24 protein-coding genes and 1 pseudogene are annotated in these 26925 nt (G+C 34.2%); 2 read left to right on the top strand and 23 right to left on the bottom strand.

The annotated features are described in order from the left end of the window. Positions 1 to 118: 118 nt before the first annotated feature. From trmFO to dprA, 3 genes and pseudogenes are all read right to left on the bottom strand, one after another. On the bottom strand, positions 119 to 1417 hold the full coding sequence (trmFO, locus tag IMX26_RS04260; protein ID WP_195160446.1) for a methylenetetrahydrofolate--tRNA-(uracil(54)-C(5))-methyltransferase (FADH(2)-oxidizing) TrmFO: 1299 nt from the start codon (positions 1415 to 1417) through the stop codon (positions 119 to 121). After that, a pseudogene (gene topA / locus IMX26_RS04265) lies at positions 1410 to 3490 on the bottom strand (type I DNA topoisomerase). Before topA ends, trmFO begins: the two are co-directional and overlap by 8 nt. A gap of 44 nt (positions 3491 to 3534) precedes the next feature. Further along, entirely contained in the window at positions 3535 to 4623 is a 1089-nt protein-coding gene (dprA, locus tag IMX26_RS04270) for a DNA-processing protein DprA (RefSeq protein WP_207729318.1), read from the bottom strand. 88 nt (positions 4624 to 4711) lie between these two features. Here dprA and IMX26_RS04275 point away from each other — a divergent pair, with 88 nt between their 5' ends. After that, positions 4712 to 5755, top strand: coding sequence for a M42 family metallopeptidase (locus IMX26_RS04275; RefSeq protein ID WP_195160448.1), 1044 nt, complete (start codon positions 4712 to 4714; stop codon positions 5753 to 5755). Positions 5756 to 5837: 82 nt separating this feature from the next. Here IMX26_RS04275 and IMX26_RS04280 read toward each other — a convergent pair whose 3' ends face one another. The 5 genes from IMX26_RS04280 to IMX26_RS04300 form a co-directional block, all read right to left on the bottom strand. After that, on the bottom strand, positions 5838 to 6077 hold the full coding sequence (locus IMX26_RS04280; protein WP_195161452.1) for a hypothetical protein: 240 nt from the start codon (positions 6075 to 6077) through the stop codon (positions 5838 to 5840). A 2-nt stretch (positions 6078 to 6079) separates the two neighbouring features. Further along, entirely contained in the window at positions 6080 to 6643 is a 564-nt protein-coding gene (locus IMX26_RS04285) for a DUF4825 domain-containing protein (protein WP_195160449.1), read from the bottom strand. Further along, a complete protein-coding gene (locus tag IMX26_RS04290; protein ID WP_195160450.1) occupies positions 6633 to 7304 on the bottom strand; it encodes a permease prefix domain 1-containing protein in 672 nt (223 codons plus the stop codon). Before IMX26_RS04290 ends, IMX26_RS04285 begins: the two co-directional genes overlap by 11 nt. Positions 7305 to 7306: 2 nt before the next feature. Beyond that, a complete protein-coding gene (locus IMX26_RS04295; protein WP_195160451.1) occupies positions 7307 to 7654 on the bottom strand; it encodes a PadR family transcriptional regulator in 348 nt (115 codons plus the stop codon). A 158-nt stretch (positions 7655 to 7812) separates the two neighbouring features. After that, entirely contained in the window at positions 7813 to 8247 is a 435-nt protein-coding gene (locus IMX26_RS04300; protein ID WP_195160452.1) for a DUF3788 domain-containing protein, read from the bottom strand. A gap of 246 nt (positions 8248 to 8493) precedes the next feature. Between IMX26_RS04300 and IMX26_RS04305 the strand changes: the two genes are divergently transcribed. Beyond that, entirely contained in the window at positions 8494 to 9654 is a 1161-nt protein-coding gene (locus IMX26_RS04305; protein ID WP_195160453.1) for a M1 family aminopeptidase, read from the top strand. Between the two features lie 149 nt (positions 9655 to 9803). Here the strand turns inward: IMX26_RS04305 and IMX26_RS04310 are convergent, their stop codons facing one another. The 15 genes from IMX26_RS04310 to IMX26_RS04380 all read right to left on the bottom strand — a co-directional run bounded on the left by IMX26_RS04310 (position 9804) and on the right by IMX26_RS04380 (position 26854). Beyond that, positions 9804 to 11006 carry a hypothetical protein gene (locus IMX26_RS04310; RefSeq protein WP_195160454.1) on the bottom strand — a complete coding sequence of 401 codons (1203 nt, stop codon included), beginning with the start codon at positions 11004 to 11006 and terminating at the stop codon, positions 9804 to 9806. 2 nt (positions 11007 to 11008) lie between these two features. Beyond that, entirely contained in the window at positions 11009 to 12328 is a 1320-nt protein-coding gene (locus IMX26_RS04315) for a PP2C family serine/threonine-protein phosphatase (RefSeq protein ID WP_195160455.1), read from the bottom strand. A 472-nt stretch (positions 12329 to 12800) separates the two neighbouring features. Next, positions 12801 to 13637: a helix-turn-helix domain-containing protein gene (locus IMX26_RS04320; protein ID WP_195160456.1), complete on the bottom strand. Its 837-nt coding sequence runs from the start codon at positions 13635 to 13637 to the stop codon at positions 12801 to 12803. Positions 13638 to 13750: 113 nt separating this feature from the next. Further along, positions 13751 to 13927: a hypothetical protein gene (locus IMX26_RS04325; protein WP_195160457.1), complete on the bottom strand. Its 177-nt coding sequence runs from the start codon at positions 13925 to 13927 to the stop codon at positions 13751 to 13753. A 359-nt stretch (positions 13928 to 14286) separates the two neighbouring features. Beyond that, on the bottom strand, positions 14287 to 15015 hold the full coding sequence (locus IMX26_RS04330) for a hypothetical protein (RefSeq protein WP_195160458.1): 729 nt from the start codon (positions 15013 to 15015) through the stop codon (positions 14287 to 14289). Beyond that, positions 15008 to 17212: a M1 family aminopeptidase gene (locus IMX26_RS04335; protein ID WP_195160459.1), complete on the bottom strand. Its 2205-nt coding sequence runs from the start codon at positions 17210 to 17212 to the stop codon at positions 15008 to 15010. Before IMX26_RS04335 ends, IMX26_RS04330 begins: the two co-directional genes overlap by 8 nt. Continuing rightward, complete coding sequence (locus tag IMX26_RS04340; protein ID WP_195160460.1) at positions 17209 to 17940, bottom strand: ATP-binding cassette domain-containing protein; 732 nt, start codon at positions 17938 to 17940, stop codon at positions 17209 to 17211. Before IMX26_RS04340 ends, IMX26_RS04335 begins: the two co-directional genes overlap by 4 nt. 86 nt (positions 17941 to 18026) lie before the next feature. Further along, entirely contained in the window at positions 18027 to 19496 is a 1470-nt protein-coding gene (locus tag IMX26_RS17795; RefSeq protein WP_243259312.1) for a HAMP domain-containing sensor histidine kinase, read from the bottom strand. Then, complete coding sequence (locus IMX26_RS04350) at positions 19493 to 20155, bottom strand: response regulator transcription factor (protein ID WP_347707892.1); 663 nt, start codon at positions 20153 to 20155, stop codon at positions 19493 to 19495. The genes IMX26_RS17795 and IMX26_RS04350 overlap by 4 nt, the downstream gene beginning before the upstream one ends. Positions 20156 to 20412: 257 nt before the next feature. Further along, the gene (locus IMX26_RS04355) at positions 20413 to 21927 is read right to left on the bottom strand and encodes a YifB family Mg chelatase-like AAA ATPase (RefSeq protein ID WP_195160461.1); all 1515 of its coding nucleotides are present in this window, start codon (positions 21925 to 21927) and stop codon (positions 20413 to 20415) included. Between the two features lie 18 nt (positions 21928 to 21945). After that, positions 21946 to 22881: a site-specific DNA-methyltransferase gene (locus IMX26_RS04360; protein ID WP_195160462.1), complete on the bottom strand. Its 936-nt coding sequence runs from the start codon at positions 22879 to 22881 to the stop codon at positions 21946 to 21948. Between the two features lie 27 nt (positions 22882 to 22908). After that, the gene (locus IMX26_RS04365) at positions 22909 to 23445 is read right to left on the bottom strand and encodes a Gx transporter family protein (RefSeq protein ID WP_195160463.1); all 537 of its coding nucleotides are present in this window, start codon (positions 23443 to 23445) and stop codon (positions 22909 to 22911) included. Between the two features lie 10 nt (positions 23446 to 23455). After that, complete coding sequence (locus IMX26_RS04370; protein ID WP_195160464.1) at positions 23456 to 23830, bottom strand: NusG domain II-containing protein; 375 nt, start codon at positions 23828 to 23830, stop codon at positions 23456 to 23458. Continuing rightward, a complete protein-coding gene (locus tag IMX26_RS04375; RefSeq protein ID WP_195160465.1) occupies positions 23817 to 24836 on the bottom strand; it encodes an FAD:protein FMN transferase in 1020 nt (339 codons plus the stop codon). Before IMX26_RS04375 ends, IMX26_RS04370 begins: the two co-directional genes overlap by 14 nt. Before the next feature lie 314 nt (positions 24837 to 25150). Continuing rightward, positions 25151 to 26854, bottom strand: coding sequence for a S8 family serine peptidase (locus tag IMX26_RS04380; protein ID WP_195160466.1), 1704 nt, complete (start codon positions 26852 to 26854; stop codon positions 25151 to 25153). Positions 26855 to 26925: the final 71 nt, after the last annotated feature.

A 26925-nucleotide genomic window follows, 5' to 3' on the forward strand; every position in this document is an offset into this window, starting at 1 on the left:
TTTAGATTCTTCAAATAATCTTGAGGTAAAATAAATAAAATACGATTATCTAAATATTTTACTACCTTAAATTTTTGGTATTACTTTAACTATTTTAGGTTGTTACTAATATTTTATATTATTCTAAAAATTCTTTTAGTATTTCTAAGGCTCTAGAGCTTACAGCTTCTTTACGTTCTCTACGCTTACGAACTTTTCTTCCTAAAGGAGGTATTATGCCAAATGTAATATTCATTGGTTGAAAGCCCTTAGTGGGGGCAGTCGTAATATAGTTCATAAGTGATCCGTGAGCTGTTTCTGCTGGCCAAATAATTGGTTCATTACCCATTGCTATTTTGGCTGCATTAATACCACAAATCAAACCACTTGCTGTAGATTCAACATATCCCTCAACACCAGACAGTTGACCAGCTATTAATACATTCTTATAATGCTTTAATTGACCTGTTGGTAAAAGTGTTTTGGGGGAGTTAACAAAGGTGTTGCGATGCATAACTCCTAAACGTTCAAATTCCGCACTTTCTAAACCAGGTATTTTTCTAAAAACTCTTTTTTGCTCTGGCCATTTCAAACGAGTTTGAAAGCCAACCATATTATACAATGTACCTTCAATATTATCTTGCCTTAGCTGTACAACAGCATGTGGCTGTTCACCATTCAAATCAGTTAATCCAACTGGTTTTAGCGGACCAAATAAAAGTGTTTGCTCACCTCTGCTTGCCATTACTTCCACTGGCATACACCCTTCAAAATAGCTTTTATCCTCAAACTCGTGTAAGGGTTGCACCTCAGCATTAATGAGTTCCTTATAAAATTCTTCATACTGATCTTTATTCATTGGGCAATTTATATAGTCCTTACCCCCCTTGTCATATCGAGAACCCCAAAAAGCTACATTAAAATTAATAGACTCTTTATTGACTATGGGTGCTGCGGCATCAAAAAAGTGTAAATGTTCTTCCTTAATAAGTTTTGATATATCTTCTGCGAGGTCATCAGAACATAACGGTCCAGCCGCAACAATACAAAGTTCATCTGTATTTATATGTTTAATTTCTTGATTAATGACAGTTATTAAATCATGTTCTTTAATTTTATTGGTAATATACTTCGCGAAACCCTTTCTATCGACAGCTAATGCTCCTCCAGCAGGCAAACTGAACTTATCTGCTGCTTCCATTATGAGTGAGTTTTGTAATCTAAGCTCTTCTTTTAGTAGACCAACAGCATTTGATAAACCTTTAGCCCTTAAAGAATTACTACATACCAACTCTGCAAAGTCAGCTGTTTTATGAGCAGGGGTGTTTTTTTGAGGACGCATCTCATATAGGTTAACTGCTATTCCTCTACTAGCTAACTGCCAAGCTGCCTCAGAACCCGCTAAGCCAGCTCCTATAACATGTACAAGCTTATTCATTTTTTTCAATAACCTCCTGATAACTACAAGTATCACTGCTGCATTTAATCAATGTTGTGCCATCTTTTTTAGTCTTTTCAACTAAGTTAGCTTTACACTCTGGACATAACTTATCAATAGGTTTATCCCATGAAACAAATTTGCACTCTGGATAATTACTACATCCGTAAAAAACCCTGCCTTTTTTACTCTTCTTTTTACTAAATCACCATTACACTTTGAGCATTTAACACCTACTTTGTCAAGAATAGGTTGAGTATTTTTGCATTCTGGGAAACCTGAACATGCTAAAAACTTTCCATATCTACCCTCTCTTATTACCATAGGTTTGCCACATTTTTCGCACTCTATATCTGTTATTTCAACTTTTCTTTCAATTTTAATTCTCTCGGCTTTTTCTTCAGCAACTTCAAGTTGCTCTTCAAACGTAGCATAGAAATCGCTAATGGCTTTATGCCAATCTATTTTACCACTGGCTACTTTATCGAGATCTTCTTCCATGTTTACTGTAAACTCAATATTCATAATTGAGGTGAAGTAATTCTCTAGCAAACCATTAACCCCTTTAGCTAAAGCTGTGGGCAATAGTTTACCTTTTTCCTTTTCTACATATCTTCGTTTCATTATTGTATCCAATATAGGAGCATAAGTACTTGGTCTACCTATACCTTGTTCTTCTAATTCTTTTATTAATGAAGCCTCAGTGAATCGGGCTGGTGGTTCCGTAAAATGTTGTTTACCCAGCGTATCTATTAGGGGTAGCTTAGCATCCTTTTTTAACTCAGGAAATTCTTTATTATCATCCCTTAATTTATCATCACCGTAAACCTTTAAAAAGCCATTAAAAATAAGTTTAGAACCAGTAACCTTAAATAAATAGTCTTTGATAGCTATTTCTGAGTTTTTTAGAGCATATATGGCTGGAGTCATTTGAGAAGAAACAAATCTATTCCAAATAAGGGCATATACCTTTAGTTGATCTGCAGTTAAATTATCTTTAATTGACTCTGGAGTTAAACTAATATTTGTAGGTCTAATTGCTTCATGAGCTGCCTGAGCATTCTTTTTGCTTTTAAATACTCTCTTTTGAAAATAATTGTCACCATACTCTGTTTTAATAAAGCTCTCTGCACTTTGCATTGCCTCATTACTTAACTGCACAGAGTCAGTTCTCATATAGGTAATTAAACCAGTACTGTTTTTGCCGATCTTAATACCTTCGTATAGCTGTTGCGCAACAGACATAGTTTTGCGTGCGGAAAACTTAAATCTTCGAGCTGCATCTTGCTGTAAAGTACTTGTTATAAAAGGTGGTAGTGGATTACGTTTTCGTTCTGACTCAGAAATACCTACAACTGTGCCTTTTTCACCTTTAATATTTGTAATCACTTCTTTAACATCTGTTCCAGATAATTTATCAAACTTTTTACCATTAATTTTGGTTAAAGAAGCTAAAAACTCTTTATTCAAACAGTCTGCAAACTTTGCCTCAAGAGTCCAGTATTCTTCTGATTTGAACGCGTCACGCTCTTTTTCACGGTCTACAATAAGCTTAACTGCAACCGACTGTACTCTACCTGCACTTAGTCCTCTCATAACTTTTTTCCATAATAATGGACTAAGTTTATATCCTACAATTCTATCCAGTATTCTGCGTGCTTGTTGTGCATTAACTAAGTTTATATCTATATGACGAGGATTTTTAAACGCCTTTTTGATAGCTTCTGTTGTTATCTCATGAAACTCAACTCTTAATGGCTCTTCTTTATTTAGCTTTAGTAACTCTGCTAAATGCCAAGATATAGCTTCTCCCTCTCGGTCTGGGTCAGTTGCTAAAATTACGTTATCTGCTTTTTTCACAGACTCTCTTAAACCCGAAATAACGTCGCCTTTACCTCTAATAGTTATATAGTTTGGTTCAAAATTGTTTTCTATATCAACACCAATTTTACTTTTAGGTAAGTCACGAATATGACCCTTTGATGCCTTAATAATATATTTACTGCTACTCAATATACTTTTTATTGTTCTTGCCTTTGTAGGTGATTCTACAATTACTAATGTTTTCGCCACGTTTATTCCTCCCGCTTTTTAGCGTACACCTAAACTATTATACATTATTTTTTAATTGAGAAAAGTCTACCAGCCGATTCTTCTATAATTCCACGTATTGATAGTATTGTTAAAGTAGATTGAATATTTGAAGCTTTTTCATCAAGCTTTAAAACAATTTCATCAACTGATATTGGTTCACTATTTAGTAAGCTATATATTTTTTTCTCTAATTCATTGTTTAGTTTTGGCTTAGTTTTTTTATTTATTTCAACACTAAGTGTTAAAAATTCTTCAGCTATATCTTCACTAGCTAATATCGGCTTTGCTCCATTTTTTATTAAGGTATTAGTTCCTATGCTAGTTGTGCTCAAAATACTGCCTGGAACAGCTAAAACTTCTTTACCAAGCTGGCTTGCAAAGTCCGCAGTTATTAATGATCCACTTTTTTTACCAGCTTCAACTACTAATACAGCATCACTCACACCTGCTATAATACGGTTTCTTGCTGGAAATGTCCATTTTCTTGCTTCAAAATTTGGTGGATACTCACTAATCAACGCCCCATTCTTAAGAATTTTGTCTACTAATGAAAAATTACCTGATATAAACTTATCATCTAGTCCCGATCCAATTACCGCAATTGTATAGCCATTATTGTCTATTGCACATTGGTGTGAATCAGAATCAATGCCATAAGCCATTCCACTTACTATTGTAAGCCCTTGACGAATTAAACTAGGCAGTAGGTCTTTTATAACTCTTTGACCGTATAGTTTTCGACTTCTACTGCCCACAACTCCTAAATAGCAATCTTGTTCATCTATTTTAAGCTCTCCTTTTACATATAAAGCTAATGGAGGGTCATGCAAGTGACTTAGTCTTTTAGGATAACCTTGGTCTTCTATGGTTATTATTTTTATTGCTTTTTTTTGTAAGTTATTCTCAAAAGAAACAGGGTCGAACTCTTGCTGAGCTTTTGAAATTGCTGACTTTACTATATTGCTCATTCTAGGAATATTCCATTCTTTAACTGGTGTTTGCCAAAGCTCAGATGCTGATCCATACCTAGCTATTAATGTATGGATTCTTCTGGGTGTTAAAATACCTATAGATGATAACCCCCATAGTGCATATTTTTCTACATTACTCATAGTAGTTTTCCTTTTTTTCAAAATATTCTTGTTTTAAATACAAGCTTATAATAAAATACAGACAGAATTTAGTAAAGGAGATTATTATATGAAATTTGAATTTAACCCCACTTATACTATTAACTTTATGCAAAAGTTATTAAATACACCTAGTGCATCTGGCTACACCAAGGATGCTATTGAATTAGTAAAAAACGAATTTAAGACTTTAGGTATTGACTCTTATCTTACAAATAAGGGTGGCTTAATAGCTACAATTAAAGGTGAAAATGATGAGCAGCAACGCACCATTTCTGGCCATGTAGATACTTTAGGCGCTATGGTAAGATCAATTAAAGCTGGTGGGACTTTGCGTTTAACACCTGTTGGTGGTTACATGTGGAATGCTATAGAAGGTGAATACTGTACAATAATTACTGATGAAGGAAAAAAATATACAGGAACAATTCTGTTCCACAAACCAAGCACCCATGTTTCACGTGCAGGTCGTACCGAAAAACGTGAAGAACATACTATGGAGGTTCGTTTAGACGAAAAAGTTAAAAATGCCGATGATGTTAAAAAACTTGGCATTAACGCTGGTAACTTTGTTTGCTTTGACCCACGCTGTGTTGTTACTGAATCTGGCTTTATTAAGTCTCGCCATTTAGATGACAAAGTAAATGTTGCTACTATACTGGGCGTTGCTAAGTATATTGTTGAAAACAATATTAAATTACCATACACCTTAAATATGTTTATCACCAACTATGAAGAGGTTGGCCATGGTGCTAGTTATGGTACACCACAAAAAACTGTTGAGTTTTTAGCAATTGACATGGGATGTGTTGGAGAAGACCTAAACGGTAGTGAGTATGAGGTTTCTATCTGTGCCAAAGACTCTAGTGGACCTTATGATTATGAGCTTCGTAAAAAGCTTCAGAACATTGCCAAAGATAATGGTGTTGATTACTGCGTAGATATTTTTCCATTTTATGGGTCAGACGCTAGTGCAGCTTTAAGAGCTGGTGCAAATATTAAACATGCCTTAATTGGACCTGGTGTTCATGCTTCACATTCAATGGAAAGAACCCATACTGATGGAGTAGTAAATACAGCAAAATTATTGTTTCATTACTTAGTTAGTAAATAAATTGCTAATTTAATATTTTATTTGTTAACAACTAAAAGGGGCGTATTTATACGCCCCTATGTTTTAAAGTAAAAATGCTTAACTAGTCTTTTTTACCAAAACCTATAGCAGCTATTATTAAACCTAAAAAAACTACTAAATACTCATATCCTCCAAGATCAGAACGTGTATCAACTGCAATAATTCCACCCACTAAGATTATGCTTATTCCAATTAAGATAACTTTTATTCCTGAAAAATTATTCTTTAGCTTTGGCACTATAAAAAAAACTCCAAATCCTAATACAACCCAAAACAATACTGCTGCTACTATGGCTGACATAGCTACTCTCCCTCTGTAAAATCTAAAAACATAGTTCCTACAATATCATTATCATTAAGATCTTTTTGAACTTCGTTTTTCCATTTCTCTTCTGTTAATAATGAATTTAAATTATCAGTATCATACCAAAACTCTACTATTTCTCTGGTAATAGAATAAGTATTGCCCGTAAAAACATAATTAACTTTTTGTAAGTTATCTATTAACGCAAAGCTAGCAGTAGCATTATATATAAGAGCTTGTTTTAAGAGAGTTTTATCTATAGCCCCTGTATTTTCCTTATAATAAACCTCGGCAGTTAACTCATTACTGTTAAGCTTAAGACTATTACTAATAGTACTTAGTGGCAAGTTGTTATATAGCTGAGATATATTTGAAGCGTTGCCCATATACTTATTTTGATACTTTAGAATGCTCTTTAGGCTATGTTTCATTGGATCCTGCTGACTTTTAAGATACTCTTTTTTGTTCTGTTCAATACGGGGTAGTACAATAAACTGCATAATTAAAGTTGCTATTAAGGCTATTGAAACCAGTACTATGATAACTTTATTTTTAGAACTCATTTAGCTCATCTCCTTTATAATTGAGTATAAAATTAGTAGTGTGATTAAAGTAAAAAGGAATTAGTATCGTAATTAGAGGCATATAATACCTAGACAACAATTCTCCTAAAGCATAGGGTCCATCTACTTTTATTGCAGTTCCAAACCATACATTACTACCAAACTGTACTGCTGTTGCTGTTATAATAATAACAGTAAACAAAGTGCCCCAAAGTATCCAAATAAGTTTTTTCATGCTTTTTATTTTATTTATATCTACAACAATTTCATCATCAATCACCTTAGCGCTTGATTTAAATCCTACATATCTTATACCTAAACCTAATGTTATGATTAAGGTGCAAAAATTAAATACTCTACCAAAGCTATATAACATTAAAGGTATGCTTAATATTAAGCCAATTAAGCTATAAATAAAAGCTAGTTGTGCTAGCTCAGTTTTATACTGCATTTTATTAACTGTTATTACTCCATCTATTGTAAAATCTTTAACATCTTCAATGGCAATTTTAATAGCTTGTTGCTGTGAATAACCCTCTTTTATTAAGTCTTGCACTTTTTCTTGTAAATTAGAAAACAACTCTTCTTTAAACTCCATAACTTTTGGGGTATGGGGATAATGTTTAAATAATTTATTTACTTCTCTATGCAAATTATTCAATACTAGCCCTCCTTTTGACTCTCAATTAATTTATTTATTAACTTTTGGGCCTGCTTCCATTCACTTAGGTTATTATGATAGGCAAGCTTACCACTAGCAGTAATGCTATAATATTTTCTTCTTCCGCCTTGGCTTTCATTACCCCAGTATGATTTAATATACCTTTGTTTTTCTAGCCTACGTAAGCTGGTATATAAAGAAGGTTCTTTTAGCTGATAAATTTTTTCACTATCATTATAAATAGTTTTAATTATTTGATAACCATAACTATCTGCTGTAATTAAAACCCTTAGTATAATAGTGTCAATATTGCCTCTTATTAAATTACTATTAATAATGCTTTCTTTCACTAAATCAACTCCTTTAGCAATTGCATTGTATCATATATTACTATGTGTGTCAAAGTAATATATGTAATTTAGTATTATGGGTTAAAAAAAAAGCGATAATATCGCTCTTTGTAGTCTATTGTATTTACTTTCCTCTTTGATTAAACCTCAAGTTAATTTTACTTTTTGGGTGGATTTTTCTTTATTGTTATTAGCTTTTTAACATCTTGTAATTCATTATGAGTAAAAACTCTATAATGAAGCCAACCACCACTACCACAAGGGTAGCGATTTTGCCATAATTCTTGGGTTTTAGGTAAAAACGTTGCAAAAACATTTTGCAGTTTCTCAACCTCATTTGTGCCTATTTGGATAGTTATAGTAAAAGAATGTTTTTCAGGAAATATATAACATAAATGCTTAGTTTTATGGCTACATTTTATACCCCAACCATATTTATTTCCAAAAGGGTATTTAATATCAGTTGATAGGTCATAAAAATCATTTAAAAAGGATAACAGTTCATTAAAAAGCACTGCTTTACATTCCCCTATTGTTTCAAGAATTTTTTCTAATGTTGGTTTTTCATTTTTGTTATAAAATCTTTCATACATTTTTTCTCCTCCAAATCATTATATCAACATTATATATTTACTGGATAATTATAGCAATGTATTTTTTATTCTTTAATTTAAGATATCTATAACCTAAAATGATTAGCTATTATTTGATATATTATCAAAAATACAAGATTACTATATACTCTTTAGCATACCTTGACACTTGATATTATTAAGGTTATATTTTAATTATTACAATATATTAATTAATTATTTTAATATTAATGAAGAGGAGAAAACATGGAAACCCTTATTAATGTAAATTTTAATGTCCAAAAAAAATCCTATACCGCCAATATGAAGATATTACACTGTAAACATATTATTGATATGGATAGCTTTATAATACATAAAAATATTACAATAAAAAAGCTACTTGTGAACAATATTGCTGTAACCTGGCAATATAGCAATTCAACTATTTCTTATATGCCAGAAGGTAAAACTTTAACTTTAAATATTAACCCTAATCTTATTAATAAAAGCCTAAATACTGTTGAATTTGACTTTGAAGGTCATATTTCTCTAACTGAGTATGACTTAAACAGAATAAGTAATAGCTTTATTGAACTTAATTTGTATTCTCCATGGTATCCAGTAATTAAAGATTTTAATCAATCAAAAACTACAATTACAGTAAAAGGATTACAAGATTATTTTATTATAAAAGGTAACAAAAAAAATGATGTATGGAATATAGCTATTAATGATTTTGATAGCTATATAATAGGATATAACAACCCTATTATTAAAACAGTTAATACTAAATTTTGCACAGTAAATATTGTTGCAGCTAAAAACAGCAATATTTTAATGTTATCAAAAAATATGATTGGCGAGGTACTAAATTATTGTAATAATACTCTTAAGAGCTCTATCAGTGATGCAATTCTTGATATTGCTGTAGTGCCAAGAACTAATGGTGGAGGTTATTGCCGTAGAAATTTAATTGTCTCTCCTGAAGATAATTATCAAAATAATGAATGGAAATTTGATATGTTTTTACTACATGAAGTCTCTCATTTATGGTTTACTGGTGCAAATACAAATAGTTGGGAAGATTGGCTTAATGAAAGTTTTGCAGAATATATATCTTTACTTTATATTGAACAGAAATATGGGAAAAAATACTATAATTTTAAGATTGATAATTATATTGAAATAACAAAAGATTGTGCAGCAATAAAAGGTTCTAATCGACATAGTAAAGAGGGTGCAAAAATAAGATATAAAGGTACACTTTTATTACATAATTTACGAAAACAATTTGGTATTGATGTTATTAAAGATGTATTTAATATTTTAATTAAATTACCAACTAAAACTACTGATAACTTAATTAAAAAACTTAATTACTATAACAATAAGGTTGCCAGTTTCATAACATCTGGCATTAAATAAAAGGGGTCATTAACTAACTACTTTGCTTTATTTTTTTACTTACTCTTACTGTTTTACTAAAGTAGTGTAAATTAATAAAAAATCTATAAAAGGCAGATATAAAATCTGCCTAAGATATTTTATGGTATATATAATTTATAAGTTAACAGCTATTTTAATTCAAAAAAGAGATTAACTAAATCGGTATAATCACCATTACAAATTAAATGATGATTTCCATATGGGTGGTTTAAAAAATAGTTTACACTTTCATTCAGTTTCATGGTAATTTGAGTACGGCACAAGCTTTCATCATTATTATTTGCTAATATTTGAGCTGATGATACAAAATAATTTTCTGCGGCATTACTCATTCTAAAAACGGTAGCATCACCTATAGGGATTTCACCCTTTACCCCAATACCCTGACCAGTTTCAAAATGAGTATCTAGTTTAATATCTGTTGCCATATTCCATGGCAACGTACAATGAGCCATTAGCACCTCATTGCTCTCTTGATTAATTCTAGATGGGTTAGCCATAAATACAGGCTGACCAGATAACTTATTAAGTATTACCATAGAGATTACACCAGTAATATCTCCTTCACATCCTGAGATAATATTCTCAGAATTTAAGAATGATAAAGCTAAACAACCCGTACCGTAATCCTTTTCAACTAAGTCAAAACATCTTATAGTTAAGGCTTGCAAATTATATTTATTGATTAATATTTTTAGTACTTTATAGGCCGTATTGGCTCGAGAAACTTCCTGCTGGTTATAGTTTAGTATTGCTTGGTGCGAACTGTATTCTGTTCTTACAAAACCTTCGTCAATATCTTTCCAAATGCTATAAAATTCATCAAGATTAATATCAATAAGCTCTATACCCAATTGCTCTTTAATACTTATGTAATTTACATCAGAGGCTATTAGCCAATCACTAGGTTTACCAATAACACCAATACGAGTATTCTTTAACTCTTTTATAGTCTTTTTAACTTTAGCTATCTTAGATATTCTCTCAACAATTTTACTCGGTGAACCGTGTAGTATTTCAGCTGTACATCCTTGTTGAGTAATAAACGAGTGTATCTCTAATGATGCTGGTAAGGAATTGTGTTTATCTGTTGTTAGTAAGATATAGTGTTTATTACTACTATCAAACTTTTCTTCAAAATAGTTCTCTACCCCACCTGATTTTACATACCAAACCTCTAAGTCTATTGGACCCTTATACTCTTCTCCAACAAATTTAATTCCTCTTTTATGAGCCTCAGCTTCTAGGCTACAATTAAAATCATGTAGAGCTTTATTAATAGAGTCACTATTATGGATTTTAGATAAAAGTGTATTAAAACGGATTATCATCATTATTCTCCTTCAAATTCAAGTATTATAATTAAGTAGTCATCATAATGTTCTGTAACATTCTCCTTATTTGGTAAATAAGGTGATAAGCTACTCATCATTTCGTTAGCAGATAAATTACCAAACTGCTTAATTAAATTCTTCATACTAATACTTGATGGCATCATATCAACCAAACCATCTGTGTAGAGTATAAGTTTATCTCCTTTTTTATATTTTATCTTTTTTTCTTCATATTCACCTACGTCTATATCTACCCCTAACATTACTCCATGTGTTTTTATTATTTCTAATTCACCTGTTTCAACTCGATACATTAATGGTGGTTCATGACCTGCACTCGCAACTGTAAATTCTTTTAAATCTATATCTATGGCTAAATAACATGCTGTTGCTAAATAAGGTAAATTGGTACCCTCTTTTACATACAACCTTTCATTTAGCTTTTGCAGTGTTTCAGAGGGTTTTATTCTTCCGTAACCCATCATTTGAGTACTCGCTATTATGTCACTCATTATTAAAGCAGCTGCAGGGCCTTTACCTATTACATCTCCCACCAACAAACCACAATGACTGAGTTCTCGTGATTCTCTAAGCTGTTTTTCAAAGAATGTTGTACCAGGTAATATAATACTGCAAAAATCTCCTCCAACCTGCCATAGTGGCTCGTATCTTAAAGCAATATTAACATCTTTTATTTCGTTTCCTTTTGGTAAAGTACGAGCTTGTACTTGGCGAGCTATTTGTAACTGATGTTCTAACTCTACCTCACGTTTCTCTTTTATTTCTCTGACCTCTACTAATTCTTTTTGCAGTCTTTGAACAAGCCTATTCCAGTTAGCTATATACAAAACATAGGTTAAAGAAATAAAATAATACAAATCAAAATACAAACCATATTGCTCATAAAATCCTTTAGATATTAAATATGAAATAATTGATAATCCATGAAATCCTACCCCTATAATTGATAGTGCTCTTAAATCATAACTATGATATTTATATGTTGTAAAATAATAAAATGGCCAAATAATAACCTGCATTAATGCTGCCCCCAATAGTCCATAAACAACTTGTCCATTATGGTCAAAAACTAATATAGTTGCATAACCAGCAATACAAGTTATTGCTAATGCAAAGTAAGCCTTCTTATTTCGAGCATAGTAGACAGATATTGAAAAGATAAATAAAGTTACATAAAATGCATTTGTTATATTCTTTACAATAAACTGAAATAAAGATGGACTACTATAATCAAATATTGGTAAGCTTAAAATTAAAATTATAAATATTAATAGGTATTTTTTTTGCTTTTGATGCATCTAAAGTACTCCCTCAGATACTGAATAGCCTCTATAATATTTAACCCCAAGAATTCTACTATAGGGTTGGGGCTTAAACTATTCAGTTCTATAATATTTTTCTATTATGGTACTATTCATAGCGCTCTCATATCATAATTGGTTTATAAAAACGCATTAATTGAATATCTCAAGTAGTTTCTCTCTGGTCTTTTATTGTAGCATTTTTTTTGGTTTTTGTCTTGGGTTGTTAAATGTTGATATGTGATTTTTTTAGTATAATAGCGTAAAAAATCTTATACCATATTATCAAAGTAAAATGTTTACATTAACTAAAAATATTTAGTAATATTGATATCTTTAATTTATGTTTTTGCTAATTATCAAGACTCAGTATAACTATAGAATTAAGCCTCTCAAATATTAATTTGAGAGGCTACTGGATAGCTAATGTTCAATTAAAATAAAGAGATAACTATAATATATAACACTTTTACATCTTATTAATAATTGGAATAAAGATAGTAAATTGATGCCTTATGAATCCTTTTGGTGATGAAACATGACCCATTCCATAGCGATTATGGTAGGTAGGATCATTATTTTCATTGGCTAGTTCAAAGCAATCACTTTGTTCAATCCATTTCTTTAACGAATGATATGCTTTAGTTTTCTCTTCATCTTCATCATAGGTTGTAGTTACAGCATATAAACCTCCAGGAAAATCAAACACTTCATAACCATTTGTATCTGTTAAACCTTCTGGAATTGCATATAGCCATTCTGGACGTCCAGTTTTTTCGTTGTTCCACCAAAAGTCCTTAGGAAACAACAAACCTTTTTCTTGAGCAGCAATAGTAGGCCACCACTTTCCAAACTCCCAAATATCCTTATCTCCTGATCTAGCCATTTTAGTTGCAGGTAATTCAATAATGCGATGTTCCATTGTATTCAATCCTCCAAATGATAATAAAAAGGTGAAGTGTGGATATACATTCAGTTTTATCTTTTCACTGTTTCTTACGTATGACGGTGTTACACCATGAAATTCTTTAAACGCACGTGTAAATGATGAATGTGATTTATAACAATATTTTGTAGCTATGTCAATAATCTTTTCATTACTATTTTGCACATCATAGCCTGCTAAAGACAGTCTCCTTTTCATAATATACTCATACAAAGATATACCAATAATAAAAGAGAAAAAGCGTTGAAACTCGTACTCTGAACAACATAGTATTTTAGAGAGCTCAGATAAGTTAATATTATCTAAAATATTATTCTCAATATAATTGATAGCTACTTTCATTTTTGTAATCCACTCCACAACTCCACCTCCTTTACATCAATTGTACTAGCTTAAATATATGGCTGCTGTGCATATACTGCATAATTAAGCACAGGTGATATGTGTATTAATTTCATTAGCAAATAAAAGGGTTAAAGTACTCCCTCACGATACTGAATAGCCTCACCTATATGCTTCTCTGTAATTTGATCTTCTTTTTCTAAATCTGCTATTGTTCTAGCAACTTTTAAAATTCTATCATAGGCTCTGGCACTAAATTTTAGCTTCTCAAAGGCTTCTTGTAAAAGATTTTGGGCAAGGTTATTCATTTTACAGTATTTAAACTTCTTGACAGTTTCTCTGGTCTATTATTGTAGCATTTTTTTTAGTTTTTGTCTTAGGTTATTAACTGTTAATCTTGCTACTTTTGTAAAATAGTTGAGTAAAAAATCGCATAAACTAATCAGAAAATTAGCTGTTACAATGGCAAAAAAGTACTCTCAGTGTTATTGATATTGTTTGCTTTATATTTTTACTAAATTAAATACACAAAGAGAACTTACCATTGAAGCTCACCTCTTGGTTAACACCACATACAACCCTAGAGACTATACCCATGCAGGCCACTAAAAAACCTCCAAACCCGAAAGTTTGGAGGGATATAAGTTTATTCCTATTTAGTGACAAGCTAACAACACCGTGTTTTTCTCTTGTCAGGTAACCACAGCGACATAATAATGCAAGCGATTCCAGCTAAGGAAAAAGCAATTCGTGCGACTACAAAGGCTAAGGTAAACGAGAAATCATACGTACCAGCATAAAGCGGCTGAGTTACTGAACTTCCTATAATATCGATATGAGCTGGAAGCGATACCCCAAAAACACCAATTATCAGTACTACAATCAGCATAATATGTAGCAGTACTGTTTTTTTGTTACCCAGCAACATAGCGATACCAAATACCAGGATAGTGGACGGCAAGAGCAACGTCAAGGCCGAAACGATCAAGCTACCAAAAGCGGTATAGTCAAAGGTAAACCAGTAAAATGCGAAGCAAATTATTATTGGTAAAACTGCTACCATCATAAAAGCACAAGCAATCGCACTGTAACGGATCACCTTAAACATCCGGACAGGCATGGGCGTGGCATTAATTATGGACATCGCCCCCCTCTCCGACGGCGTAAACTGCTGGGCACACAGGGCCAGCAACAGGATAAGTAGTAAAGACATCACAGAGGATATGTAATTACAAAATGTCCATTGGGAAAACGGTGCGGTAAACATCGTTCCAAAAATAACAGCACTATGTAGTAACCTTTGACAGTAGAAGAGCACCACTGCTAGTAGCAGCAGGTAAGACCATGAACAAACAAGTCGCTTTAATTCATAATAAAATATCGTTTTTTTACGCAATGTCTAATTCCTCCCTACTTAGTCCAGTTAAGGACAAAAAGTCTTCATAAGTGATAGTGTTATTTAAATACGCCTGGTAGAGCTGTGACAATTTATACTGAAGAGCCTTCGTACCACCAAGGGCTTCTTCCGCCTTCAACAACTGGAGCGGCATAATATCATATAACCCGATATTATTTAGGGTACACTTAATACTTGACGCGTCTTTGTTTGAAAGCTTCTCCAAGTATTCGGGATTCTGTACACAAAAGGCTTTTTTATATTTATTCCAGCTTTTTTTCCATATATCTACAAAATTTTTCTTAGCATAATCTTCTCCGAAGTAATGTTCCATGAAACGGTAGGTGCTGTAGCAGGTTACTCCCTCTGCAGACCAGTAGGACTCCCCGTCATGCATGGGATAGGTAGCAAGTCCCCACCACTGATGGGCTATTTCATGTACAATAGTCTCAATACCACCTTGGTAGTGGGGATTGTCTGACTCATTTGGAAGATATCCCGCCATGTAAAAACAGGTTTCATCCATCGCACTTATATTACCCATTGCGAATCCACCTGAAGAACTGGCTGGTAGCTCCAGCATAATTAGATTATTTTGATAGGTCAATGCCCCGTAGACTTCAGTAAAATAATTGATAGCTGCTTTCATGACATTGACGGCGTCCATGTCGGCTATATCTTTATCATGTTTTTTAAAGTAGACAAAATCTATCTCAAGACCGCCCGCTTCAAAGGTTCTGGTGCAGTACTCTGCTGCCATAAAACCGCCTCTTGTATAATTCCACTGTATTTTTCCGTTTTCTGTACCAAATTTTTTGGCTTTTCCATTATAAAATACCGGCGTAAGGTACTCATCCAGGGTTATAATACCTGAGTAAATACAATTCTCTGAAACCTCCGTGTCTACTTTTGGGCATACGCCCAAGCTAGGGAGATCAACATATTCACTACAGATACCAGTATCAACTCGTTTTAAGGAACCGTTATTCTTAGGTCTGCCACAGTAACTTAATTCCAGTACAATTTTCGTATCGGAAGGAAGGTTGATATACCATGTTGCGTGGTTACATTCTTCAATATCACCACGATTGGCATCAACTGGCTGACCGTTTACCAGCACATCCTCAATCCTATAGCCAGGATTGACAAGTACGGGGAGGATCTGTTCCTCACTAGTGAGGTTTTGAAGGGTATATTTTACTTTTCCAGATACCCTACGTTTGTCGGTATCGATCTCTACTTCAGCATACCTTTTAAACTGCAGTAGATCTGTATTTGTTTTTTCATCCTCATCGTTGCTTGAAAATACTACGCTGATGCCAGTTCCAGAATCATATACTGGTTTCATGTCTCTGGGAATACTCTTATCGAATATCGGCTCTGCCGCATAGCTTACTCCCGAAAAAGCAACTGTGATTATCAAAAAACCAGGCAACCAAACACACCGTGCATTGCTAACAAAGGAGCCGATAAGCCCCAGGCCATACCGCCTGAGAGAACACAGCCCCAGAAACCACACGCCCATAGCCGTCAGCATACAGAAAAGGCGGTTATATAAGATTAAATCAATCTGAAACTGGTTGCTTATTAAATCGGAAAATAATCTAGTTTTTGTCTGAACCCAAAAAATCAGGTAACTGGGGTCAAAGTTATACTGATATTCAAGCTTTATTGAAAGCATGATTAGGGCAACCATGGCGATAAAAGCTACCGACACCCGTTTAAAGAGCATATACATTCCTGATGACAGCAAGACGGAAAGCACCAGTGATCCCAGAAAAATCAGATACCATGAAGCGGCAAAGACATCCGCTTGAAAATATGCTCCTGCCTTAATAAGCGCATAAGGTAGTACAAATACTGATACAATAAGTGCTGTGACAACAGCGACGCAGATAAGCGCTAGGGTGCGCCGTATTTGGTAAAAAATTGGGTTTGTGTATGTAAAGACTATGCTGTCAGTTTTATTCTTATAGTCTCTGTGAAGCTGTATTAGTGTCAGCAACGTAAAGAGTAGTGCGCCTAATTTTGCACTATTTTTGGACGGATTAAGAATAAAAGCATCCGAGGCAGTGAAACCGCTGGAATTCAGGCAGTACCACACGACCCCTGCTGTTGTGAGGGCTATAAATAGTAAGGTAAAGCGCTCACGAAAGATCCGTTTCACTTCCCGAAAAAAAATTAAAAAAGGTTTCATGCACATTCCCTCCCGTTAAGTAACGCCATATATGCCGATTCCAGAGAGAAAGCTCTTCTTGCTGTCATTAGTTCTTCTGGTGTCCCTAAATAGAGTAATTCGCCTTTGTTTAACACAATAAGCTGATCGCATGCCGATTGAACGTCTTCAATGATATGTGTTGATAGGATGACCAGCCTGCTTTTGGCGGCAGCTGCAAAGAGGTTGCGAAAAGCAACGCGTTCGGCAGGGTCGAGGCCAACAGTAGGTTCGTCAAAAATCAGTAGCTTTGGGTCACCTAGTAGTGACTGGGCTATGCCTACCCTCTGTTTTTGTCCACCTGACAAGGTCCGGATCTTTGCCCTGCACTTGTCCTGCATATTGGTAAGAGTAATAACCCTGTCGATTTCTGCCTTTGCTGTCTTTGTGTCAAAATTTTTGAGTGCCGCCATATAGTCTAGAAACTGGACGACCGTTAGGTCTTCAAATAAACCAAACTCCTGTGGCAGGTAGCCAAGGCTTGATTTAAGCTTATTTTCCTGTTTGCCAAGAAGAAGGCCATCAAGGAAAATCTCTCCTGAACTTTGTAGAAGATTGGTGGTAAGCAGCTTCATCAATGTACTTTTTCCGGCTCCGTTCGGCCCTACTAGACCAACCAAACTGGGACTTGCAAACGTAAGGTTAACATTTTTAAGAGCAGTCTTTCCACCCTTATAAATCTTGCTGATGTTGTTCAATTCAATTTTCAATTAAATTCCTCCATTCTTTGATCTATAAATACTTTAACACCAGCGAATGGAGTGATTATGGAAGACATGTGTAGTGGATGTGTAATTTAAAAGTTTATGGTAAAACGCATGCCCTCTGGAGATATCATCGGTTCAAAGAGGTAATGCAACCCGAGCAGACGTAAAACAGTATCCGTTATGTACAGACCTAGCCCATTCCCACCTGTTTCACGACTTCTAGATTCATCCGGTCTGAAAAACGGTTCATACAGCCGACCTGTTTGATTCTGGGGAATCGGTTCACACTCATTTTCCACAAAAAGGCTTCGGTCTCTGCAGTAGACCGCTAGCCTTCCGCCCGGATTAGTATACCTGACAGCATTTGAAAGTATATTCGAGAGCGCTTTACCAAGTAATTTTGGAGGGGCTGTAACAGTAAACGAGGCACTCCAATCGATGTATAAAAACAAACCCTTGGCACGGGCAATCATGATATATGGCTCAATGATGCCCATGCAAACGCTCTTTATGCTTTGGTTAACGTGCTCTTCCGTCACATCCTCAAGGCGTGAGGTAGACAAGATTTCCCGAAGCATATTCGAAAGACTGTCTACAAGCTCCCTGCATTTTGGAAGCCATTTCTCGTGGTTTTTATACTTGCCAACACCCAGTATTATGTTGTCCAAAATAATGCTCAAAGCGGTGACCGGCGTTTTTAGCTCATGAGAGGCAGCTCTCAAGAAATTGGTTTTTGCCCGTTCTGCAGCACCGGTTTTTTCCAGTTCTGTTTCTAAAGAATTTATAGTATTCAAGAGATTTATGTAAAGATTGTTGACATTGGAGGCCAGAGCACCAATCTCATCTTTTGTGCGCACACTGCATTTGGCATTGTGATCTAGCGCCGTCATGCGGCGTGTCTCTTCAGAGATAGCTTTAATTGGTCGCGTGATTGCACGAGCATAAAGCAGTGAAAATACGATGGCTACAATGATACAAATTAATAAGGATAAGGGAAGCAAAGAAACAATGACACTCACAGCTTCGTCAACGGGTGCAAGAGCCATTGAAGCCGTCAGCTCACCTTCTTCGCCCGCAATTATAAAATTGTGCTCAGTTTTTATTGTCTGAGAGGAGACTGATTTGGTACTATGCTCCCCCGAGACATTGTTATCAGTCATTACGTAAGCACTGGCTATTCCAATTTGTGCGTTGATAGAGTCGCTATTTGTTCTGTTTGGGTTTAACTCGTCTACATCATTAATGATGAAGGATTTATAAACAGTGTCTTTCAACTTCGACTTATCGTCCCACATGTACAGAAAGTATCGGTGGTCACCAACTGTTATCTCGATGTTTGACTGCGAAGCAAGGGCAAAACTCTTCATTAGGCTTACAATATCCTCGCAATCCGAAGCTTTCAACTGCTTGATCAATTCATCTGCCCGCTCAGTAAGTTCATGTTGTTTTTGCTTTATGTAAGCACCGGGCATAAGGGTATAGATCAACCCATTGGCTATAAGTGCAACCAGCACCAAAAGAGCCAGTGTATAGAAGAAAGTCTTGGTAAATATCTTCATCTTTCATCCTCCAACTTGTAGCCTACACCTGTTACAGTAACAATACAGTCAAGTCCAAGCTTTTTACGTAAATTCTTAATATGGGAATCCACAGTCCTGTCAAAAACCGGTCGATCTTCCCCCCAAAGCTCGTTTAGAATACTCTTTCTTGAAAGTACCTTTCCTTTGCGCTCTACCAGTAAACGTAGAATCTTAATTTCTTTTGGAGTGATCTCTATAGCTCCGCTTTTACCTTGGGCAGTGTAACCGTCGAAATTCACAATAACATCTTTGTGCCTCCATATATACGGCATGTCGCTTGACCTTCTCCTCCGTAACAGAGCCTCTACCCGCTTTTCGAGCAACACAATGGAAAACGGCTTGGTAACATAATCGTCAGCCATTCCGTCAAAGCTTGTGATTTGAGTATATTCATCTCCTATGGCGGTAAGCATGATTACTGGCACGTTACTTGTTTTTCTCAGTTCATACAGTACTGCAAGTCCTGTTAGCTTTGGAAGCATCACATCCAACAAAATCAGGTCATAGACATCTTTTCCTGCCATTTTTAAGGCCTTCTCACCGTCATATGCAGGGGTAACCTCATAACCACTTTCTCTGAAATATTCACATATTCCTTCACTTGTATCTAAATCATCTTCAACAACAAGAAGCTTCATCAGGAGGTCTCCTTTTCAAAATAATAACGCATATAGATATTATCACAAACATATGTAGGAGTTATGAAATATGTAAAAAAACGTTTTTTTACCTCCTCATCAATATGTTTTTTTTAGTATTGCTACTAAGTAAATCATCATTTTTTCATTTTTTTTGCTGCAACTAAAAGTTTAAGCCTCTCAAAATGAGTTTTGAGAGGCTTTGCTTAATCGTGCTGTATTGGTAGAAAGAAACAACTCATCAATTAAGAAATATCTTAAAGTACTCCCTGACGATACTGAATAGCCTCACCTATATGCTTCTCTGTAATTTGATCTGAGTTATCTAAGTCGGCAATTGTTCTAGCAACCTTAAGGATTCTATCATAGGCTCTTGCACTAAACTTTAGTTTTTCAAATGCCTGTTGTAATAGGGTCTGAGCTAAATTACTCAGTTTACAGTGATTCTTTACTAATGTTCTATTCATGGCACTATTACAGTATATTTTTTTGCTATTAAACCGCTTTAATTGAATAGCCCTTGCCGCTTCTACTCGCTCTCTTATTGTAGAGCTATTTTCGGATTTTGCTTTGGCTGTGAGCTGTTGATAAGTAACCCTAGGAACATTAATATGTATATCTATTCTATCAAGCAATGGACCCGAAAGCTTCTGTAAATACTTTCTTATTTGGGAGGCACTACAAGTACACTCTTTTTCATTGTCTCCATAATAACCACATGGACAAGGGTTCATAGATGCAACTAACATAAATTGAGCCGGAAAAATACAAGAGTACCGAGCTCTACTTATTGTAACAAAACCGTCTTCTAGGGGTTGCCTTAAATGCTCTAGGGTATGCCTAGAGAACTCTGGTAGTTCGTCTAAAAATAACACCCCGTGGTGAGCCATACTTACCTCACCGGGTCTAGGAACATGGCCTCCCCCTATTAATCCAGCAAAAGAGATAGAATGATGCGGTGCTCTAAAAGGTCTAGTTCGTACTAGGCCATTATCGAGGCTACTATACTCAGTTACACTATGTATTCTGGTTACTTCTAGGGCTTCATCAAAGCTCATTTGGGGCAATATTCCTGGCATGGATCTGGCTAGCAATGTTTTACCTGAACCAGGCGGACCTATCATTAAAATATTATGCCCCCCAGCAGCAGCAATTTCAAGGGCTCTTTTAACATGTTTTTGCCCCTGAATATTACTAAAATCTACCCCCGCTAAATTGCTTTGTTCCATATTTTCGTTAGGAATTACAGGCTCAATTACTACTTTGTTATGTAAAAATTCCACTAAATGTCGTAAATTTTCAACTGGATAAACTTTTAAATCTCGAATTAAAGCAGCCTCTGGAGCTGACTTTATGGGAGCATAAAGGTATTTAAACTTTTGTTTATGTGAGGCTATTGCCGCAGATAACATTCCTTTAATAGCTCGCACTTCTCCATTTAAAGATAACTCACCTATTATCATACTTTGTTTTAAACCTTCTAAAGGACATTGGGAGGTTGCAACCAGTATCCCTATGGCAATGGGCAAATCAAATAATGGTCCTTCTTTTTTAATATCTGCAGGTGCTAAATTTACTGTTATTTTATTATCTGGAAAATTAAATCCAGAGTTTTTTATGGCAGATTTTACTCTTTCTCGGGCCTCTTTTACAGCGGTATCAGGTAGTCCAACTATATCAAAACCGGGTAGTCCATTCGCTACATCTACCTCTACTTTTACTGTAAAGCCATCAATACCCAAAACCGTACATCCATTTACTATAGCTAACATTCTCTTCCTCCTATATACTTACTTTTGGTAAGCAAAGGTATTTCTCTCCCAAAATTGGCCATCTGTATAACCTTGTATTCTTTTATCTTTATCTGCTCTATTTAGTCGCTCAAGAGCTAAACATGAAAAGTACTCATCTAATTCTATGCCTATGTAATTCCTATTTAATTTTTTTGCAACTACAGCTGTTGTGCCTGAACCTAAAAACGGGTCTAACACTATATCGCCCTCTTTGCTACTCGCAAGGATAATTTTAGCTAACATCTTTTCGGGTTTTTGGGTTGGGTGAGGCGTATTTTCTTTCATAGACCAAAAAGGAACCGTTAAGTCAGTCCAAATATTTGATGGGAAGGTCATTCGGTAACGGTCACTACCTTCTTGTTTCCAATCTTTTGGTTTACCCTCATTATTACGATATGGTGCTATAACTTTTTTACGCACCTTTACAGCATCCACATCAAAATAGTAGTCATCGGATACAGTACAAAACCAAATATCTTCACTATTGTTTTTCCAATTACGTTTTGCTCCTCTACCCTTTTCACGTTGCCAAACTATTCTATTTTGAATTTTTAAGTATTTATTTGCTATTTCGAATATTGGTATTGAGGTATTCCACTCACTACATATGTATACTGAAGCTGTATCTTTTAATAAAGGCATTAATGTTTTTAACCAATTTTCAAAGACCTGCTGATACTCACTGTATGACCTAGAATGAAAAACACTTGAGTTAAACTTTTTAGTTAGGTTATATGGCGGATCCAACACCATTAAGTCTACGCTTTTCTTGGGTAAATATTTGCTAGCTTGTAGTAAATCTTGATTAATTATTTTATTAGTAATTTTGGTCAAATCTCTTTTTCTTTTTAAGTACAAAAGGTTCTTTTTTAACTTTTTAATCTCTTTCTCTTCAAGTGTTATTGTTTTGTTTCTACTATTTTGCTTGGTCATTCCTCACACTCCATATATTTGTCGATTCTACATTAATGCTTTTAATTCGCTTATATACCTTATATACCCTCTTTTTAATAGGAATATTAAGACCCTCTTAGAGGTTATCCCTACAAGATATCCTGTTACAATAGCTGAAACTAAAAGTACTGGTAAGTAATAAAAAATACCAGTTGTATTAACTACAATTGAAGCCACCATAAGCTGCCCAATATTGTGACTAATAGCTCCAATTACACTTATTGATGCTAAGCTAAAAATCTTATTTGCCAAAAATATTAAAATTATCATGATTAGCATGCTTGTTAAAGCACCTGCTAAACTAAACCAAATAGCACTAAATCCTGTAAATAAAAAGCTTGTAATTAGTACTCTTAAAACAACCAAAAATATAACTTGTAAAAATGGAAGAGTAAAAATTGATATTATTGTAATTATATTAGACAAACCTAGCTTAACACCTGGTATTGTGGTTGGTAAAGTAATTAACCTTTCTATAAAACCTAAAGCAATTGCTAACGCTAAATATACTGCTATTAAAGATATTTTTTTGGTTTTACCCATAAACTTAACCTCATTTTATAATATAATCTACTCCTAAATCTTTAGCTGACTTAATCTCTACAACAAACCTATTTGGCAAACAAACAATACTCTCTCCTTGTCTACTAATTTCACCTTGATTAATACAGAGTTTGTCTTTGCAATCAGCAGCTATTATTCTGACCGTATTATTTTTTATTTTTATGGTATTGCTATGCCCTTGCCACTTAAATGTTTCCTGATACTCCATAGTGTCTGTTATTTTAAATTGTTTAATTACCTCACCATTTTGCTTAATTATAATAATTAATTCATCACTGGTAGTATTAGCAAAATAGTTATAAATAAAGTAACTAAATATAGCTAATATTATTATACCGATAAGAACTTTGTCACCTAATTTCATTAATAATAAACCCCTTATCAACTATATTAATTTTATCTTTTAAACCTTCTGTAATATATACCTGTTTATCATGGGTAACAAACATTGCCTCAACATTCTCTAATTTATTTATAAAACTATAGCCTTCTTTAAGGCCTAAAGCATATGTGGCGGTAGATATAGCATCGGCATTTATAGAGCTATTTGCAAAAATACTAACTGATGCCAATTTGTTATTTACTGGATAACCTGTTTCACTGTCTATAATATGATGATATTTTACACCATCAACTACTTTAAATCTCTGATAGTCACCCGAGGTCACTAAGGCACCACTATAAATCTCACAGGTTGCAAAATAGCCTTTATCTGCCTCAATAGGATTTTCAAGACCTAAAACCCAAGGCTCATTGTTTTGTTTGCCGCCTATAGCTTGAATTCCCCCTCCTAGGCTAATTAAAGCATGTTCAATGCCCTTATCATTAAGGATATCTATAATTTTATCTGCGGCATATCCTTTAGCAATTGCTCCTAAGTCTATACCAGCATTTTTATTTGTTAAATAAATAGTTTTTTGCTCATCGTTTATTTGTAAATACTTGGTATTACTGTATTGCCTAACTTCAGCTATTTGATCTTGTGTAGGTATGGTTTCTGTATCTGAACTGATATTCCATAACTTCACCAATGGATAAATGGTTATTTGGAACGAGTTATTTGATAGTTCTTGATATTTAAGAGCTGTTTTTATTACTTCATAAGTTAACTCATTAACTACTATAGGTTTAATACCAGCATTGCTATTAATCTTGTTAACGTCACTAGTAGTAATATTAACACTCATCAGTTTCTCAATTTCAATAATTTTTTGTTGAATATCATTTAGTACGTGTTTATCTTTAGTGAACACAGTTACATCAATTATAGTATTCATAGCAAAAAATTGTTTATTTTGAGTTTGGGGCTTACCAATACTACAGCCGCATAAAATAAAAAGCAAAATAACAATTAAATAGGTTTTTTTCATATTTTAGCCCCTTTGCAAAATAGGTAAGTTATTGTTTATAGTTTTTATAATTTTATAACAAGTAGGGTACCTCTGACAACTTATTGATACATGTAATTAAATAATATTTAAAAAAACATAATATTTAGCACATATGCACTAAATATTATGTTTTGTTGTTCGTCATTAATATTGAAAAAAATAAAAATCAATAAAAATGACTCTTAACATATAGGGGATTTTGTTTTATAATGTATATTGCTTAGTTTTATACATACATTAATAAAAACAGCTAATTTGGAATAACTTTGTTATTCCTTTTTTTTACCAATAAATTACTCGTCTTGAGTTAATGTAACACTTGAAGTACCAGCACTTATATCAAAGAAATAAGATCCTGAACCTCTATAAGAATCTACCTCTAATTTGTATGTACCAGTTACAGTTGGTGCGAATCTAATTGTTTCTTGGCGTCCACCGTACCAAGAATATGTAACTCTAGTACCACTTGGATCTATTAGATTGATATCGAAGTCAATACTACTAGTAAAGTTTTTAGTTATCATAGAAATAGCTATAGGATAACTAGTATTAGTAACATTAAAGCTCCAAACATCTGTTTTGCCAGTAGCAGCTAAATCCTCATGTTTCACAAAGTGATTAGGTACAACAATATTTGTTCCTGTATAGTTACCAGCATCTTTAATTGCTTCATAAGCATCTAGTCTGCCATGACCAAAATCAACGTCTTGACCAGTGGTACCCCAATCAAGGGCAGTGTTAGCAAGAGTAGTTTTTACTTGAGCTGGGGTTAATGATGGATTAGCATCCAACATAAGTGCTACAGTACCAGCTGTAAATGGAGACGCCATACTTGTTCCAGATATAGTTCTGTAACCATTAGTTGTATTAGCATTAGCAGCAGTAATATTGGTACCTGGAGCAGCAATATCAGGCTTCATTCTTTCATCTGCTGTAGGACCTCTACTAGAATATTTAGCTAATACATAACCATTTTCACCTACATCATACATACTAGCAACTGTAATAACCTTTGCAGCTGCACCTGGTGATCCAATTGTTTTTTTATTAGGACCAGAGTTTCCAGCTGCTACTACTACTGAAATTCCTGCATCTACAGCGTTATTACAAGCCACAGATGTTATATCAGTTCCATCAGAACTACCACTTGTTCCTAGACTCATATTAATTACATCAATTCCGTATGTACTTTTGTTAGTAACACACCAGTCTACAGAAGCTGCAACATTACTCATTGAACCAGATCCATTACTATCAAGAACCTTTAATCCAACTAAAGCAGCACCTTTAGCTACACCTACGTATTGAGAATTTCCATCACCTGAACCTGCAGCTATACCAGCTACATGTGTTCCATGATAATGGTCATCGTATGGAGTTGTTTGATTATTTACATAGTCTTTCCAACCAATAATCTTTCCGCCATCTAGGTCTACATGGGTACCGTCTATACCAGTATCTATAATTGCGATAACTACGTCATTTTTAGTGTATGATGTAAGATTACCATCTTTATCACCATTAACACCAAAGTCTGTACGAGCCTTGGTAGCACCATACCATTGGTTAGCTGTTTCCATACAAATATGTACAGGCTGATCATATTCTATGTGAGAAATAAAATCCATTTTAGCTAGTACTTCAATTTCAGTTTTAGTTAATTCCATTACAGCTGCTGGAATATTTTGAAACTGATATTTTACTTCATAGCCTTGCATAAACGTATTTAATTCTGACTTAGTATTAACCTGTTTGTTGAACATAACCATTACAGGAATTTTAACTCCTTCTTTAGCTAGATCCATTTGAACTTGTAGGTTTTCAAACACTTTGTCCCCATTAGTATCATACATTTTTGGTAACTCAGCTTGTGAAACCATAGATTGAGCTTTTTTAACTTTATCCACATTTGCAAAAGCTGTTAACGACAACATTGTTATTAATGCAACACTTAAAACAACAAACAACAATCTCTTATTTAATAATTGTTTTTTCATCTTTTAACCTCCTAAATTTTATACATCAGGTTGATAGCTACTCTGGGTACTTGTACATTGGAATCACCTCC

This window comes from Clostridium sp. 'deep sea' (assembly GCF_014931565.1).
In the GTDB taxonomy this organism is placed as follows: Bacteria; Bacillota; UBA994; order PWPR01; family PWPR01.

Coding starts and splice junctions, on each gene's coding strand:
- trmFO (WP_195160446.1), bottom strand. CDS start 1,417: ATGAATAAGCTTGTACATGTTATAGGAGCTGGCTTAGCGGGTTCTGAG.
- dprA (WP_207729318.1), bottom strand. CDS start 4,623: ATGAGTAATGTAGAAAAATATGCACTATGGGGGTTATCATCTATAGGT.
- IMX26_RS04275 (WP_195160448.1), top strand. CDS start 4,712: ATGAAATTTGAATTTAACCCCACTTATACTATTAACTTTATGCAAAAG.
- IMX26_RS04280 (WP_195161452.1), bottom strand. CDS start 6,077: ATGTCAGCCATAGTAGCAGCAGTATTGTTTTGGGTTGTATTAGGATTT.
- IMX26_RS04285 (WP_195160449.1), bottom strand. CDS start 6,643: ATGAGTTCTAAAAATAAAGTTATCATAGTACTGGTTTCAATAGCCTTA.
- IMX26_RS04300 (WP_195160452.1), bottom strand. CDS start 8,247: ATGTATGAAAGATTTTATAACAAAAATGAAAAACCAACATTAGAAAAA.
- IMX26_RS04305 (WP_195160453.1), top strand. CDS start 8,494: ATGGAAACCCTTATTAATGTAAATTTTAATGTCCAAAAAAAATCCTAT.
- IMX26_RS04310 (WP_195160454.1), bottom strand. CDS start 11,006: ATGATAATCCGTTTTAATACACTTTTATCTAAAATCCATAATAGTGAC.
- IMX26_RS04315 (WP_195160455.1), bottom strand. CDS start 12,328: ATGCATCAAAAGCAAAAAAAATACCTATTAATATTTATAATTTTAATT.
- IMX26_RS04325 (WP_195160457.1), bottom strand. CDS start 13,927: ATGAATAACCTTGCCCAAAATCTTTTACAAGAAGCCTTTGAGAAGCTA.
- IMX26_RS04335 (WP_195160459.1), bottom strand. CDS start 17,212: ATGAAACCTTTTTTAATTTTTTTTCGGGAAGTGAAACGGATCTTTCGT.
- IMX26_RS17795 (WP_243259312.1), bottom strand. CDS start 19,496: ATGAAGATATTTACCAAGACTTTCTTCTATACACTGGCTCTTTTGGTG.
- IMX26_RS04350 (WP_347707892.1), bottom strand. CDS start 20,155: ATGAAGCTTCTTGTTGTTGAAGATGATTTAGATACAAGTGAAGGAATA.
- IMX26_RS04355 (WP_195160461.1), bottom strand. CDS start 21,927: ATGTTAGCTATAGTAAATGGATGTACGGTTTTGGGTATTGATGGCTTT.
- IMX26_RS04360 (WP_195160462.1), bottom strand. CDS start 22,881: ATGACCAAGCAAAATAGTAGAAACAAAACAATAACACTTGAAGAGAAA.
- IMX26_RS04365 (WP_195160463.1), bottom strand. CDS start 23,445: ATGGGTAAAACCAAAAAAATATCTTTAATAGCAGTATATTTAGCGTTA.
- IMX26_RS04370 (WP_195160464.1), bottom strand. CDS start 23,830: ATGAAATTAGGTGACAAAGTTCTTATCGGTATAATAATATTAGCTATA.
- IMX26_RS04375 (WP_195160465.1), bottom strand. CDS start 24,836: ATGAAAAAAACCTATTTAATTGTTATTTTGCTTTTTATTTTATGCGGC.
- IMX26_RS04380 (WP_195160466.1), bottom strand. CDS start 26,854: ATGAAAAAACAATTATTAAATAAGAGATTGTTGTTTGTTGTTTTAAGT.